The organism is Thermodesulfovibrio sp. 3907-1M, assembly GCF_040450955.1.
Taxonomy (GTDB): domain Bacteria; phylum Nitrospirota; class Thermodesulfovibrionia; order Thermodesulfovibrionales; family Thermodesulfovibrionaceae; genus Thermodesulfovibrio; species Thermodesulfovibrio autotrophicus.
Genome location: NZ_CP144373.1, coordinates 388,678 through 403,056 on the forward strand (window position 1 = coordinate 388,678; position 14,379 = coordinate 403,056).

Annotated in this window: 11 protein-coding genes; all 11 read left to right on the plus strand. The window is 37.1% G+C overall.

What is annotated here, in order from left to right; genetic code table 11:
* The first annotated feature begins 18 nt into the window (after positions 1-18).
* Positions 19-4,095 carry a PEP/pyruvate-binding domain-containing protein gene (locus tag V4D30_RS02145; protein WP_353684610.1) on the plus strand — a complete coding sequence of 1,359 codons (4,077 nt, stop codon included), beginning with the start codon at positions 19-21 and terminating at the stop codon, positions 4,093-4,095.
* Between the two features lie 21 nt (positions 4,096-4,116).
* Positions 4,117-5,334, plus strand: a complete 1,218-nt coding sequence (locus V4D30_RS02150; RefSeq protein WP_353684611.1) for a glyceraldehyde 3-phosphate dehydrogenase NAD-binding domain-containing protein — start codon at positions 4,117-4,119, stop codon at positions 5,332-5,334.
* A 13-nt stretch (positions 5,335-5,347) separates the two neighbouring features.
* Positions 5,348-5,653, plus strand: coding sequence for an MTH1187 family thiamine-binding protein (locus tag V4D30_RS02155; protein ID WP_353684612.1), 306 nt, complete (start codon positions 5,348-5,350; stop codon positions 5,651-5,653).
* Positions 5,650-6,486 carry a universal stress protein gene (locus V4D30_RS02160; RefSeq protein ID WP_353684613.1) on the plus strand — a complete coding sequence of 279 codons (837 nt, stop codon included), beginning with the start codon at positions 5,650-5,652 and terminating at the stop codon, positions 6,484-6,486. Before V4D30_RS02155 ends, V4D30_RS02160 begins: the two co-directional genes overlap by 4 nt.
* 20 nt (positions 6,487-6,506) lie before the next feature.
* Entirely contained in the window at positions 6,507-6,941 is a 435-nt protein-coding gene (locus V4D30_RS02165) for an MOSC domain-containing protein (protein WP_353684614.1), read from the plus strand.
* Positions 6,938-7,420 carry a MogA/MoaB family molybdenum cofactor biosynthesis protein gene (locus V4D30_RS02170; RefSeq protein WP_353684615.1) on the plus strand — a complete coding sequence of 161 codons (483 nt, stop codon included), beginning with the start codon at positions 6,938-6,940 and terminating at the stop codon, positions 7,418-7,420. Before V4D30_RS02165 ends, V4D30_RS02170 begins: the two co-directional genes overlap by 4 nt.
* Positions 7,417-8,094, plus strand: coding sequence for a cytochrome c biogenesis protein CcdA (locus V4D30_RS02175; protein ID WP_353684616.1), 678 nt, complete (start codon positions 7,417-7,419; stop codon positions 8,092-8,094). Before V4D30_RS02170 ends, V4D30_RS02175 begins: the two co-directional genes overlap by 4 nt.
* A 76-nt stretch (positions 8,095-8,170) precedes the next feature.
* Positions 8,171-8,608, plus strand: coding sequence for a cytochrome c nitrite reductase small subunit (gene nrfH, locus V4D30_RS02180; RefSeq protein WP_353684617.1), 438 nt, complete (start codon positions 8,171-8,173; stop codon positions 8,606-8,608).
* A 12-nt stretch (positions 8,609-8,620) separates the two neighbouring features.
* Complete coding sequence (locus tag V4D30_RS02185) at positions 8,621-10,084, plus strand: ammonia-forming cytochrome c nitrite reductase subunit c552 (RefSeq protein ID WP_353684618.1); 1,464 nt, start codon at positions 8,621-8,623, stop codon at positions 10,082-10,084.
* A gap of 370 nt (positions 10,085-10,454) precedes the next feature.
* Entirely contained in the window at positions 10,455-13,007 is a 2,553-nt protein-coding gene (gene leuS / locus V4D30_RS02190) for a leucine--tRNA ligase (RefSeq protein WP_353684619.1), read from the plus strand.
* A gap of 166 nt (positions 13,008-13,173) precedes the next feature.
* Positions 13,174-14,373, plus strand: coding sequence for an MFS transporter (locus tag V4D30_RS02195; RefSeq protein ID WP_353684620.1), 1,200 nt, complete (start codon positions 13,174-13,176; stop codon positions 14,371-14,373).
* The last annotated feature ends 6 nt before the right edge of the window (positions 14,374-14,379 follow it).

The window sequence follows — 14,379 nt, forward strand, 5'->3', positions numbered from 1 at the left end:
GATATAATTAAAATGTAAATGAAGACGAGTGTGGAAAAAGATTTTGATAAAATAACTGCTGTTTTTTCCTCTTATCCTGGAATTTTTAAAAATGTTACTACCCTAGTTGAAAAACTGAGATACTCTCCTTACGACTCAGAGATAGCTCAGGAAATAGAAACTCACTATACAAAATATGCAAACTACTATTTTAAGGACCCTCAAGGATGTGAGGCAACCTCTGTCTTAATTCACTACCTCATTGAAGGCTTTCAGCAGACTGAAGAAAAAAACGCATTTTTAAAGACTATTTTAAAAATTATCCTGAAAATTTTTGAAGAAGGTAAAGCTAATGAAAACTATTTCTATACAAACACTATTTCAGAGGTTTTTGAATACTTTAATGCAATCCCTCTTGACAGATACATTTCCCAGCTTGGAGTTCTGAAAAATATAGGAAGAGAAATTATAAAAAAAGACATTAAAGATACACAACTAATAAACTCCTTTACAGTTCTTTATCAGAAATATCTCTACGCATTTTACTCGTCCTTTCTTTCAATTCAGAGACTTGATGAGTATTTTAAAAAATTCTTTCCCGATGGAGTAAAATTCATAAAGCATGCTTATGAAGATTTATTTAATGAAGTAGAGATAATGGCGCAGGAAACTTCAAAAACATATGACATAAATAGACTGATGAGTATTCCTTCTGATACGGAATTTTTCAATAAATTGAGAGAATTACCAAAAAATTTCTCTGATTCTGCTGATTTATGGATTAATCTGCAGGTCATGGTTTACTACCATTCCTGGATACTGGATACAGAAGATTTAAAAGAGCTTCATGAGTTTTCTCTACGAGAGCTCGGGCGTACTGTGAGGAATTTTTTATTGCAGTTCAAAAACATTGATGTTAAAAAATTCACACTGGTTTTAGATGCTGTCTTTTCTAAATTTGATAAATTCTTTTATCTTCTGCCTGCATCTGTAATGTTTTGTCTTGAGGAGATTGGCAGTGCTGTTTATAAATTGAAAACGCCAGAGATTTTAAATTCCTACATAGAGCATTTAATTCTGTTAGGTTTTCATGCTCCTCAGTTTAGAGGATTTTATAGAGATTATACGATAAATGTTAATCAATACCATGTAAGTAATCTCAGGTTATATTTTGATTTGATTTCAAAGAGTCCTTCAGAATCTAAAGAGCTTATTTCAGCACTCAGTATTTATCTATTTTTTGGAGGCATTCATATAAAGGATACTGATCTTTTTCAGAGAGACATAACAAAGCTTCTTAATTCTGACATTTCTCAAGTATTTTATCTTGTTAAGCCACTTCTCAAAAAAATACCTGTTTACTTCAATGAAATAAATGCAGAAGGTCAATTAAGAACAGTTTCCACTCAGGTTGATGAAATATTTAAGAGAAGAGACCCTCTTATGCATTTTATAAGAAAACAGATTCATGTAGAAAGCAGCCCTCTCTTGCTTGAGCTACTGGAAAAAACAGTCCAATTCTGGATCTCTGCTGACAGGAAAATTCTTGAGCCCTATCTGTCTGAAGAAATCCTGAAAGAGCTTGATTTAATTGAGGAACATCTGAAAGAGCTTCAATACTTATTTCAAAAGCTTTTAAATGATTCCTCCTTACAGAGTATTCTTTCCACTCCATTAGATGTGCTGGTAAGTAAGATTGAATCCTGCCCTGTAAGCGAGATTGTAAAAAACAAGGCAATGTTAACGATAAGGCTCTATCAACTACTTCATGCAAAATACAAAACAGAAATTGTTGAGATTGAAAGCTTTTTAAAAGAGGCTTTTTATCAGGGTTTGCCTGATGCAAGTTTTTTAATTGATGTTTTGCGGGATAGTTCTTTATCCAGAAAGGTTGAATCCCTTATAACATATCTTGAGAGTCTCAAAAAAATCATAGTTTCACCGGAAAAATATGAGGCTTTTGAAGATATAACACATAAAAGGCATATTGTTGCAGGAATTCCATCTGTATCAGGAAGATACAGTGAGAGAAAATTTAATGCTCTTTCTTTTTTCCTGAGACTTGAAAATTTGCTTAACAGCCTTCTTGATGAAATTGAACAATCCATAGACCTGAGTTTCATCACACGGGCAACTCTTTTCAGGATAGAGAAGTATCTTAAGCTTTTTGGCAGAATTCTTGAACTAAATGGGATTTCCTCGCAGAAATACATTAATACTCTGTCAATGCTTTCTGTTGCTCTGGAGATAAGAAGATTTACATTCTCACAGTATATGGATATTTTCAGAAATCTTGCAGAATCTGTAAGTGACATTGTAAACACATACTGCACAGCACCCTATAAGAGATGGCTAAAAAAAATAATAATGAAACTTTCAAATAATATTGAAGGCACGGAACTTAAAGACTTTGAACTTGTCAATGCTCTGTCAGAAAAATTTTTAAGGGAAATGGTTATTCAATATCCTGGATTAAGCCAGCTTGATAGACTAATCAGTAGAATTATCAAGGCTTCCTATAATCAGGCAGAAAAATTAACTTACACAGACCTTGACCTTTTAATGACCTATGACCCGAAAAAAATTCTGTGTGATATTTATCATCCAAGAGAAGAAATCAATGATAGGATTCATCTTGGAAATAAAGGGCACAATTTAATCAGACTTACAAATAAGGGGATCCCTGTTCCTCCTGGATTTATTTTAACGACAGAGGTCTTCCGTTGCAAAGAAGCAATAAATAATTTTCAACCTGTTAAAGAACATTTGAACAGGGAAATTCATTCGGCAATGAAAAGGCTTGAATTGTTTACAAAGAAAACCTTTGGAGATTCAGCAAATCCTTTACTTGTTTCTGTAAGAAGTGGTGGAGCTTTATCAATGCCAGGTATGATGAATTCTTTTTTAAATGTTGGAATAAATGAAAAAATCATAGAGGGACTTATAAAACAAACTGGCAAACCCTGGTTTGTCTGGGACAGTTACAGAAGATTTTTACAGTGCTGGGGAATGTCCTTTGGACTGGATAGAGATGAGTTTGACAGCATTATCAACGATTTTAAGAAAAAATATAAAGCAGAGCTTAAAATTCAGTTTACACCACTGCAGATGAAAGAAGTGGCAATGGCATATAAAGATTTTATAGTATCAAAAGGGATTTATATAGAGGAAGACCCGTGGAGGCAACTTGAGATAGCAATCTCACAGGTTTTCAATTCTTGGTATTCAGGTAAGGCAAAGGCTTACAGAGAAATTCTTGGAATTTCTGAAGACTGGGGCACAGCTGCCATTGTTCAGAAGATGGTATTTGGAAATCTTGATGCAAATTCTGGTTCTGGTGTTCTGTTTACAAGAAATCCTAAAGAATCCACAGATACACTCATGTTGTGGGGTGATTATACTCCAGGAGCTCAGGGTGAAGACATTGTTTCTGGACTGGTAAAAACTTATCCTATTTCAGTGGAGCAGAAAATTATTGAAGGAAGAGAGAGTGAAAAATCTCTTGAAGAAGCATTCCCTGAAATTTATGAATCTCTGCTGGAAATTGCTGAGAAGTTGATTTACAAAGAAAGATGGGATCATCAGGAAATTGAGTTTACCTTTGAGGGAAGGGGTAGAAATGATTTATACATTCTTCAGACAAGGGAGATGAGTTATGCTAAAAGGCAGCTTATGAGTGTATTCATTCCCGGAGAATCTTTGACGGAAAGCAAAGTCGGGACAGGTATAGGTGTAAGTGGTGGAGCTCTCTCTGGTAGAATTGTTTTTGACATTGATGACATAAGGGAGTTTAAACAAAAAGACCCGCTTGTGCCTGTCATTCTTGTGAGAGCAGATACTGTTCCAGATGATATTGTTCACATCGCCTCAGCAGATGGAATACTTACTGCAAGAGGAGGCTCTACATCCCATGCCTCCATAATTGCCACAAAACTTGGTAAAACCTGTGTTGTTGGTTTTTCAAGAATGATTGTTTATCAGAACGAGAAAAAATGTAGAATTGGGAAAAAGATACTCAAAAAGGGAGACTTTATAAGCATTGACGGCAGAAATGGGCTGGTATATCTTGGAAAGCATCCAACGCAAACAATTTATCTTACAGGTGATTATTTTTAAAACTAAAAAGGAGGTTTAAAAATGATTCTGGGAATTAATGGTCTTGGAAGAATCGGTAAGCTTACTTTATGGCATCATGTGGGAAGAAAACAGTTTTCTCAGATTGTTGTTAATCTTGGCAGAAAAGTTGGACAATCTTTAAAAGATGTTGCTTTTTATATTGAGCATGATTCCACTTATGGCAGACTTCATAATTATCTTTACGGTTATCGTTCAAAATCAGTCATAGAAAAAATTGATGAAGCAAATTCTACAATTGTTATTGACGGAATCCCGGTAAAGATTCTTACTGAAAATAGAAATCCAAAAGAAATTGGATGGGAAAAACATGGTGCAAGGCTTGTTGTTGATACAACAGGAAAATTTCTTGATCCCACATTGCCCGCTGATGCAAAAGAGGGTTCAGTAAGAGGGCATCTTGAATCTGGAGCATACAAAGTGTTGGTTAGCGCTCCTTTTAAAATCAAAGACAAAGCTAAGGACATCCCAGAAGACTCTATTACAGTGATAATGGGAATTAATGAGGAGATGTATGACAGCAAAAAACACATAATCATTTCTGGTGCATCTTGCACCACTACATGTTTAGCCCATATGATGAAACCTCTTCTTGATTATTTTGGTGCTGAAAGAATCCTGAGTGTGTCCATGGCAACTGTTCACGCAGTAACAGCCTCTCAACAGGTTCTTGACAGAGTTCCAAAAACAGACGCAAAAGATTTAAGAAAAATTCGTTCTGCCATGAATAACATAATTCTTACAAGCACAGGAGCAGCAAAAACCCTTGCACTTGTTTTACCGGAAATGAAAAATATAGGATTTATTGCTCAATCTGTAAGAGTGCCTGTTGTAACAGGGTCATTAATAATACTTGTTGTGGCTTTTAGAGATGAAGACAACAACATAATTGATGGAGAGCTTATAAACAAAATTTACAGGGAAGCTCAAGAAAGGGAAAAGAGAGGATATCTACTTTTCACAGAAGATCAGAAAGTATCCACTGATATAATTGGATTTTTTGGTCCTGCAGCAATAATTGAGGGAAGTGAAACTCACACAAGAACGGCGATGATCACTCTTGATATATCAAAGATGTGCAACATTGGTGCACCAGTTACTGACAAGTTGCAGATTCCTGTAACTCAGGCAGTTATTTATGGCTGGTATGACAATGAGCTTGGCAGTTACACAAACATGCTCGGTGACCTTACAGTAAAGGTTGCTGAAGATGTTTATTGATAGGAGGTAGAACATGCTCGCACAATTCAGCATAGTTCCCTTAGGAGCAGGCGTAAGTGTAAGTGAATATGTGGCAAAGGTAATCAAAATTGTTGATAACAGCGGAATTCCCTATAAACTTCACGCAATGGGAACAATTTTAGAGGGAGAATGGGATGAAGTAATGGATCTTATAAAAAGATGTAGAGACGCACTAATGGAAGAAGTAGAAAGAGTAGTAATTGATATTAAGATTGATGACAGAAAAGGCGCTAAAGGAAGAATTGAGGCAAAGATTAAGTCTGTTGAAGAAAAACTTGGAAAAATGGTGAAAAAATGAATCCAGAGAAAATTTATGTTGCTATAGATTTTAAACCTGCTACCCGGAGCGTGCTTTCATATGCAGTCTGGCTTAAGGATACTTTTGATTGTGAAAGCCTCTGCCTCTTTCATATAATGGAGTATACCCTTACTCCACCTGCTTATTTAATGCCTTATATTAGCAAAGAAAAAAAGAAGATTGAAGAGAAACTGAAATCACTGGCTGAAGAGCTTGGCAGAATGCAGGTAAATGTGGAGTTTAAAGTTGCTTTTGGAAGGCTAATTGAAAGCATAAAAGAAGTTATAAAAGATGAAAAAGCCTTTGCAGTAATGGGATTTAAGACACACATAACAAGACCTTCCACTTCTGAAAGAATTCTTAAGGGATTGAAGGTGCCTGTTTTGATTGTGAAGGGAGAGGAGTTTAAAGAGATCAGTCCTGAGGCTATAAAAATAAAAAAAATTCTATGCCCTTTAGATTTTTCTACTTATTCATTAAAAGCTTTAGAGATTGCCCGGAAAATAGCAAAAAAATGGAGTTCTGAATTAAAAATTTTACATGTTGTGCCAGAGCAGAAGATAAGAGGGATTATTGAAGAACCTTCAGAGATAGAGAAATATATTGGCAATCTGAAAGAAGAAGCTCATCAGCAGATTCAAAAAATTGATAAAACCCTTCATTATGAAGTTATATCAGGCAGTCCAGCAGAAGAGATTCTTAAAAAATCAAAAGAGGTAGATTTGATTGTATTGGGTTCTAAGGGAAGATCCTATACAGAGGCAGTAATAATTGGAAGTGTTGCTGAGAGTGTTATAAAAAATTCTGTGAAACCTGTTTTGCTTATTCCTTAAATTTGTTTTATAATGCTATTATGACTGGTAAGGTGGTTTCAATAAACATAAGCAAAAACAAAGGGACAACAAAAAAAGCTGTTTCAGAGGCAATGGTTATTGAAAACTCTGGAATTGAAGGAGATGCTCATGCAGGCTCCCACTGGCACAGACAGATCAGTCTGCTATCCATTGAAAGCATTGAGAAAATGAGGTCAAAAGGTTTAAATCTCAACTATGGAGATTTTGCAGAAAACATCACCACTGAAGGAGTTGATTTACTAAGCCTTCCTGTGGGAACAAAGCTAAAGGTTGGAGAATGTATCCTTGAGATTACTCAGCACGGTAAAAGCTGTCATAGTAAATGTGAGATTTTTAAAACTATTGGTGACTGCATCATGCCAAAAGAGGGAGTTTTTGCAAGAGTTTTGAAGGGAGGAAAAATTAAAGTTGGAGATGAAATATTAATGCTATGAAATACAAAGTTGCCATAATTACTGTTTCTGATAAAGGTTCAAAGGGTGAAAGGGAAGACATGAGTGGAAAAGTTATTGAGGAGATGGTTTCTTCATGGGCAGATGTTGTTTTTTACAGAATAGTTCCAGATGAAAAGGAAGAAATAAAGCGAGCAATTCTTGAAGCTTCATCCACAGCAGATTTAGTTTTCACAAATGGTGGAACAGGGCTTTATCCAAGGGATGTAACCCCTGATGCAACCCGTGAAGTTATTGAAAAGGAAGTTCCTGGAATTGCAGAGGCTATGAGATGGGAAGGATACAAGAAAACAAAGACCGCAATTTTATCAAGAGCAATTGCCGGTATAAGAGGAAAAACCTTAATAGTAAATCTTCCTGGAAGCCCGAAAGCTGTAAGAGAATCCTTAGAAACAATAATGGATGCACTTCCCCATGCAATGGACAAACTCATGGGAGATCCTTCTGACTGCGGTAGATGAATGAGATAACACTGACTGCAGCTTTTGCAGGTGGATTTTTAAGCTTTTTTTCTCCCTGTATCTTACCTTTACTTCCCGTATATGTTTCACTATTTTCAGGACTCTCAATAACTGAAATTTCTCAGGGTAGTTCTAAACTCCGTATTTTGTTTCACACTCTTTTGTTTATTGCTGGCTTTTCAACTGTATATCTTGCTTTGGGCGCTGGAAGTTCACTTATTGGAAGTATTTTCTTTGATTATCAGGATTATCTGAGAACAATTGGTGGAGTTTTCTTAATTTTATTTGGTTTGCTTCTTATTGGACTTATAAAAAAAGGTTTACTGATGAGAGAATTCAGGCTCAACATAAAACTGCAAAAATTTGGCACACCACTTGGAGCATTCCTTATTGGAGTTGGTTTTGCAGCAGGATGGTCACCCTGTATAGGACCTGTGCTTGGAAGTATTTTAATCTATTCAGGCATGAGTGGAAGCGTGATTACAGGATTAAAAATGCTCGGAGCATACTCACTTGGAATTGCTATACCTTTTATGCTGTCTTCTTTATTGATTGATACAGCCATGCGATATCTGAGAAAATTCATGAAGCTTTTCAAATGGCTCAATTACATCATTGGATTTTTATTAATAATTTTAGGACTAATAATGATTTTTGGAATAGCAACAGTTTGAGTTTTGGCGGCAGGTTAGGTATAATTTAACTGTGAAGATTTGAACAGCCTAAAACAAAAAAAAAGGGGGGTGAATTATGGGGAGGGGCTGGATAATTATTTCAGTAACAATTTTTCTTATAATTGTAGCTATCCTTTCTCCTCGGATTCTTGCAAAAACCAACTCTTCAGAATTTTGTGCTAAATGCCATGTCATGGAGGAACAATACATAACCTTAATGAAAGGAGGACTGCATAATACACTTAAATGTGTTGATTGTCATCTACCCAATGATTCAAAGGTTAATTTCTATGTATGGAAGGGTATTGATGGAACAAAGGATATAGTGCATTTTTATTCAGGAAGCGTTCCTGATAGAATAACAATCTCTGCTCATGGAACAAAAACAATTCAGCAGAACTGCATCAGATGTCATGAAGGAATGGTTTCCCGAATTGATGTGTCAGATAGAAAATGCTGGGATTGTCATAGAAGAATATCCCACAGACAGGCAGGTTTTAGAGAAACCCTTTAAGGAGGTGTTTTGATGAAAAGATTTAGCTTCATTTTATGGTGTTTAGCTTTGTTTATTCTGTTTGCATGTTCTCCTGAAAAAGCAAAGGAATTTAAAGCAACAACCATCCCAGAAAATGAAGTTGATCCTGAAGTATGGGGAAAGGTTTATCCAATTCACTATGAGATGTATAAGCAATCACAGGAACCAACGCCAGCTGGAAAGAGTAAGTACAAGAGGGGGTGGGATGCGGATAAGGTTATCTACGATAAACTCTCGGAGTATCCTTTTATGGCATTGCTTTACAATGGATGGGGATTTGGCATTGAATATAATGAACCAAGGTCGCATTTTTACAGAGTAATTGACCAGCTTGAAATTGATCCTTCAAGACTTAAGCCAGGCGGAGTTTGCCTTACCTGTAAAACCTCATATGCACCTGAGCTTGAAGCAAAATACGGACTTGCCTATTATAACAGACCCTATAAAGAAGTATGGAGCTGGATACCTGAAAAACACAGAAGACTCGGAGATTCATGTATTGACTGCCACAATCCAAAGGATGCTTCATTACAGATAAGAAGAGGATTTACTCTTGTTAAAGCTTTGCAGACAATGGGAGTTGATACCAACAATATTACTCATCAGCAGATGCGCAGCATCATCTGTGCTCAGTGCCATGTAACTTATGTTGTTCCAAGAGATAAAGATATGAAACCAACAGGAGTTTTCTTCCCATGGCAGGGAAGCAAACTTGGAGGAATTTCTATTGAAAACATTATAAAAGTTCTAAAAAGTGATCCAGCTTACGCTGAGTGGAAACAGGCTGTCACGGGATTTAAGCTTGCCTATATAAGACATCCTGAATTTGAATTTTTCTCAAATAACTCTATTCACTGGAATGCTGGAGTTTCCTGTGCAGACTGTCATATGCCCTATAAGAAAATGGGAGGCTTTAAAGTTTCTGAGCATAGAATTATGAGCCCGCTAAAGTCTGACATGAAAGCATGTCTGCAATGTCATGGCGAAACACCTGAATGGCTAAAACAGCAGGTAATTGCAATTCAGGACAGAACAATGAGTTTGCTACTCAGGGCAGGATATCAGACAGCAGTTACTGCAAAGTTATTTGAAATCGCAAATAAAGCACAGGAAAGCGGAAAAAAGCTTGATCAGGGTCTTTACAATAAGGCAAAAGACTTATATCTTGAGGCACTCTACAGAGTTATTTTTATTGGTGCTGAAAATTCTATTGGTTTCCATAATCCTACTGAAGCTGGAAGAATTCTTGCTGATGCTACTGCCTATGCATCAAAGTCTGAGGCGATTTTAAGAACAATGCTTGCAAAGGCTGGAGAGCAGGTTCCTGTAAATATAGATCTTGAACTTAAGAAATATCTTAACAATCGTGGAGAAAAGAAACTTAACTTTAAGCCTGAACAGGAATTTAGAGATCCATACGGAACGCAGCAAAATATAGAAGCATTACTTAAGTAATTCATTAGAAAGCCTCTGTTCTTGTTTTTTTGAGAACAGAGGCTTTTTTATTAATTTTCATTAAATTTATCTATGCTTCTTAACGCCCTTTCTGTCCTCCCTTCTCCTCGTGTATGATCTAATATACGATGACAACTCAAATGTCATCCAGAGGCGAAGACAGTGTCTCCTCTTTTCTGTCATTGCGAGCCCGACAGAGTCAGGCGTGGCAATCCCTTCTTTTTTTAGTAAGAGAAGATTCCTCACTTCGTTCGGAATGACCTATCACTCTGTTATACCGAGCTTAAGCAGTGTCTACTTAATGTAATAATGTAAAATGCAATATGTTATAATTAACCATAAAAACTCACAAGGAGGCAGATAAGGCAGTATGAATCAAAACTATGATTTCAAAAGCGTAGAGGCAAAATGGCAGAATGAGTGGCTTAAAAACAGAGTTTTTGAAGTAAATGAAGACACTTCAAAGAAGAAGTTTTACTGCCTTGAGATGTTTCCCTATCCATCAGGAAGAATTCATATGGGACATGTCCGGAACTATGCAATTGGCGATGTTATTGCAAGATACAAGAGGATGAAAGGTTTCAGTGTGCTTCATCCAATGGGCTGGGATGCCTTCGGACTTCCTGCTGAAAACGCAGCAATAAAGCACGGAGTGCATCCTGCAAAATGGACCTATGAGAATATAGACCACATGAAATCTCAGCTAATAAAGCTTGGTTTGAGCTATGACTGGCGGCGTGAGGTAACCACATGCTCTCCTGAATACTACAGATGGAATCAATGGATATTCCTTAAACTTTACGAAAAAGGGCTTGCCTACAGAAAATCATCTTTTGTTAACTGGTGTCCTTCCTGTGCCACAGTTCTTGCCAATGAGCAGGTAATTGACGGAGCCTGCTGGAGATGTGAGTCTCAGGTTGAACAGAAAGAGCTTGAGCAGTGGTTTTTAAGAATTACTGCCTATGCTGAAGAGCTGCTTAAGGACTGTGACAGACTCACTGGCTGGCCTGAAAAGGTTCTCACAATGCAGCGTAACTGGATTGGAAAAAGTGAAGGCGTTGAGGTTGATTTTCCCATTGATGGAATGAATGAGGCATTAAGAATCTTTACAACCCGTCCAGATACAATATTTGGAGTAACATTCATGTGTATCTCACCAGAGCATCCCCTTGCAGAAAGGCTCTGTGAGGACAGGGAGGCTTTAAAGAGAATAAGAAAGCTTCAGCGTGAGCCTGAGATTAAAGAAGGCATATTCACAGGAAAATATGCAATAAATCCCCTTAACGGAGAAAAAGTTCCCATATGGATTGCTAACTTTGTCCTTATAGAATACGGAACAGGCGCAATAATGAGCGTTCCAGCCCATGACCAGAGGGATTTTGAGTTTGCCGTAAGATATGGGCTTCCTATAAAAGTCGTCATAAAACCTTTTGAAAAGGATTTACCCGTACCCATCAAAGAGGCATACGAAGAAGAAGGAGTTATGGTTAATTCAGGAGCATTTTCAGGGCTTACATCCCGAGAGGGCAAAAAAGCAGTGGCAGATTACATTGAGGAAAAAGGACTTGGCAAGAAAACAGTCAATTACAGGCTTCGTGATTGGGGAATCTCAAGACAGCGCTACTGGGGAACACCAATTCCCATAATCTATTGCAACCACTGCGGTATTGTTCCAGTGCCTGAGAAGGATTTACCGGTGATACTTCCTGAAAATGTAAGCTTAACAGGTAAAGGTGAGTCTCCGCTTAAATATGTTGACGAGTTTTATAGAACAAAATGCCCTCTATGCGGTGGTGATGCCAGAAGAGAGACAGACACAATGGATACCTTTGTGGATTCCTCATGGTATTTTGTGAGATACTGCTCACTTCATGATGAAGAGGCATTTCATAGGGAGAAAATTAAATACTGGATGCCAGTTGATCAGTACATTGGCGGGATTGAGCATGCGGTGCTACATCTTCTTTATGCGAGATTTTTTACAAAGGTGCTTCGTGACTTAGGAATTCTTCCCTTTGATGAACCCTTTGAGAGGCTCCTTACACAGGGAATGGTCTGCATGGAAAGCTACCGATGCTTAGAGCATGATTGGCTCTTTCCAAAGGAAGTCAAAGATGGCAGATGCATTCACTGTGGAAAGCCTGTGCAGACTGGAAGAGTGGAGAAGATGTCCAAGTCAAAGAAAAACATAGTTGATCCCGATGAGATGATTGAAACTTACGGAACAGACACAGTAAGGGTTTTCACTCTTTTTGCAGCACCACCTGAAAAAGACCTTGAATGGTCATCTCAGGGTGTTGAAGGTGCACACAGATTTTTAAAGAGAGTTTATGCCCTTTTTTATAAACATCATGGGTGGCTTAAAAATACATCTATTGATGATTCAGAAGCGAGATCCCTCGGGGTTTTGTCCATCGGGATGACAGGAGAATCTAATATATTAAGCCTTATTCACCGCACAATAAAGCGTGTTACCCTTGACATAGAAAAGGAATACCAGTTTAACACAGCCATTGCAAGGCTTATGGAGTTTGTAAATGAAGTTTACAGTTATGAACCTAAAACCGATGAAGAACGCAAACTATTCAAATTCGCCCTTAAAAACTTCCTTCTTCTTCTGAGCCCTTTTGCACCACACATTGCTGAAGAACTCTGGCATGAAATCGGCGAACAAGGCTTTATTCTCAACGAACCATGGCCCTCTTACGATGAAGAACTTGCAAAAGAGCAGATGATAGAGCTTGTTGTACAGATAAATGGCAAAGTTCGTTCAAAGATAATGATTCCACAGGGATTGAGCGATGAAGATGTTGTAAAAATTGCCCTTGATGACGAAAAAGTAAAGCAGTGGATAGACGGTAAAGAAATCCTTAAAGTAATCCCTGTCAAAGGCAAGTTGGTAAACATTGTGGTGAAAGGATAGGGTATCAGATACTTCAAGCCAGAGCAGGAATTCAAAGATCCCTTTTGAACTCAAAAAAAATATGGAAGCTTTTCTTAATTAAACTAATCCTTCAAAGAACCTCTTTGGTAAGTCTTTCTAAAGGCACTGAAGAGGTTCTTTTTATTGTTAAATGATATAATAAAAAATGTCCCATCCTTTGAAAATTAAAGAGTTTAGAGCCTACTGGATAGGTCAGGTCATATCTCTAAGTGGCACATGGATGCAGCAGATAGCACAGAGCTGGCTTGTTTATGTTCTCACAAAATCTGCCTTTTATCTCGGTCTGATTTCCTTTATTACTTCATTTCCCACATTGCTTTTTAGTTTATTTGGAGGTGTGGTAGCTGATAGATATCCAAGAAGGAACATCTTAATTGCTACTCAGATTCTCTCATCTCTGCCGGCTGTGGTAATCGGAGTGCTAATTTATTTAAACCTCATAAACATCTGGCACATTGCCATTGCTTCTTTTGTTCTCGGAATAGCTACATCTTTTGACATGCCGGCAAGGCAGGCTTTTATAACTGAGATAGTGCATCAGGACATGATTACTTCTGCTATAGCAATGCAGTCTATATCTTTTAATATTGCAAGAATCTTGGGACCAATGCTTGCAGGATTTATTGTAGCTCATTTAAGTTTTTATATGTGTTTTTATCTCAATGCATTAAGCTTTCTGCCACTTATTTTTATTCTTTTCAGCATTAAACTAAATTTTTCAACTTCCTCAAGCCATGTTTCTTTTAAAGAGAGCCTGAAAGAGGGATGGCAGTTCATTCTTAAAAACAGACAGATCTTAAATATAATTTGCTCTGTGGGAATTTTTACATTATTCGGAGTTTCTTTTATGACAATTCTTCCGATAATAGCTGGAGAAATATTAAAGGTAGAAGCAGAGGGATTTAGCATGATAGTCTCATCCGTTGGATTAGGTTCGCTTCTGTCAGGTATTTTTATAGCTTTAAAGAGAGATATACAGGAGAAATTGAATCATATTTTCAGAGCTTCTCTTTTGTTTCCCGTAGGACTTTCTGGAGTTGCCCTCTCTCACAATATTTATTTAACAATGGGATTTGCATTTTTACTTGGCATTGCGTTTGTTAATTTTTTTACTGTAAGTAACAGTTTTATTCAAAATCTAACAGAGCAAAGACTTAGAGGAAGAGTAATGAGTTTTTTTGCCTTTGTTTTTCTTGGTTTTACACCAATAGGCAATCTTGTTGTTGGAGCATTAGTACAAAAATTTGGTGTTAAGACAGTGCTTGAATTATATTCTTTAATATGTCTCGCGGGAGGAATAATCTTTCTTAAAATCTTGCCTGCCACTAAAAGAAAAGCTCTGTGATATAAT

Excerpts from the sequence above, each read along its gene's own strand:
- V4D30_RS02165 (WP_353684614.1), top strand. The coding sequence starts at position 6,507 with ATGACTGGTAAGGTGGTTTCAATAAACATAAGCAAAAACAAAGGGACA.
- V4D30_RS02155 (WP_353684612.1), top strand. The coding sequence starts at position 5,348 with ATGCTCGCACAATTCAGCATAGTTCCCTTAGGAGCAGGCGTAAGTGTA.
- leuS (WP_353684619.1), top strand. The coding sequence starts at position 10,455 with ATGAATCAAAACTATGATTTCAAAAGCGTAGAGGCAAAATGGCAGAAT.
- V4D30_RS02185 (WP_353684618.1), top strand. The coding sequence starts at position 8,621 with ATGAAAAGATTTAGCTTCATTTTATGGTGTTTAGCTTTGTTTATTCTG.
- V4D30_RS02145 (WP_353684610.1), top strand. The coding sequence starts at position 19 with ATGAAGACGAGTGTGGAAAAAGATTTTGATAAAATAACTGCTGTTTTT.
- V4D30_RS02150 (WP_353684611.1), top strand. The coding sequence starts at position 4,117 with ATGATTCTGGGAATTAATGGTCTTGGAAGAATCGGTAAGCTTACTTTA.
- V4D30_RS02160 (WP_353684613.1), top strand. The coding sequence starts at position 5,650 with ATGAATCCAGAGAAAATTTATGTTGCTATAGATTTTAAACCTGCTACC.
- V4D30_RS02195 (WP_353684620.1), top strand. The coding sequence starts at position 13,174 with ATGTCCCATCCTTTGAAAATTAAAGAGTTTAGAGCCTACTGGATAGGT.
- V4D30_RS02175 (WP_353684616.1), top strand. The coding sequence starts at position 7,417 with ATGAATGAGATAACACTGACTGCAGCTTTTGCAGGTGGATTTTTAAGC.
- nrfH (WP_353684617.1), top strand. The coding sequence starts at position 8,171 with ATGGGGAGGGGCTGGATAATTATTTCAGTAACAATTTTTCTTATAATT.
- V4D30_RS02170 (WP_353684615.1), top strand. The coding sequence starts at position 6,938 with ATGAAATACAAAGTTGCCATAATTACTGTTTCTGATAAAGGTTCAAAG.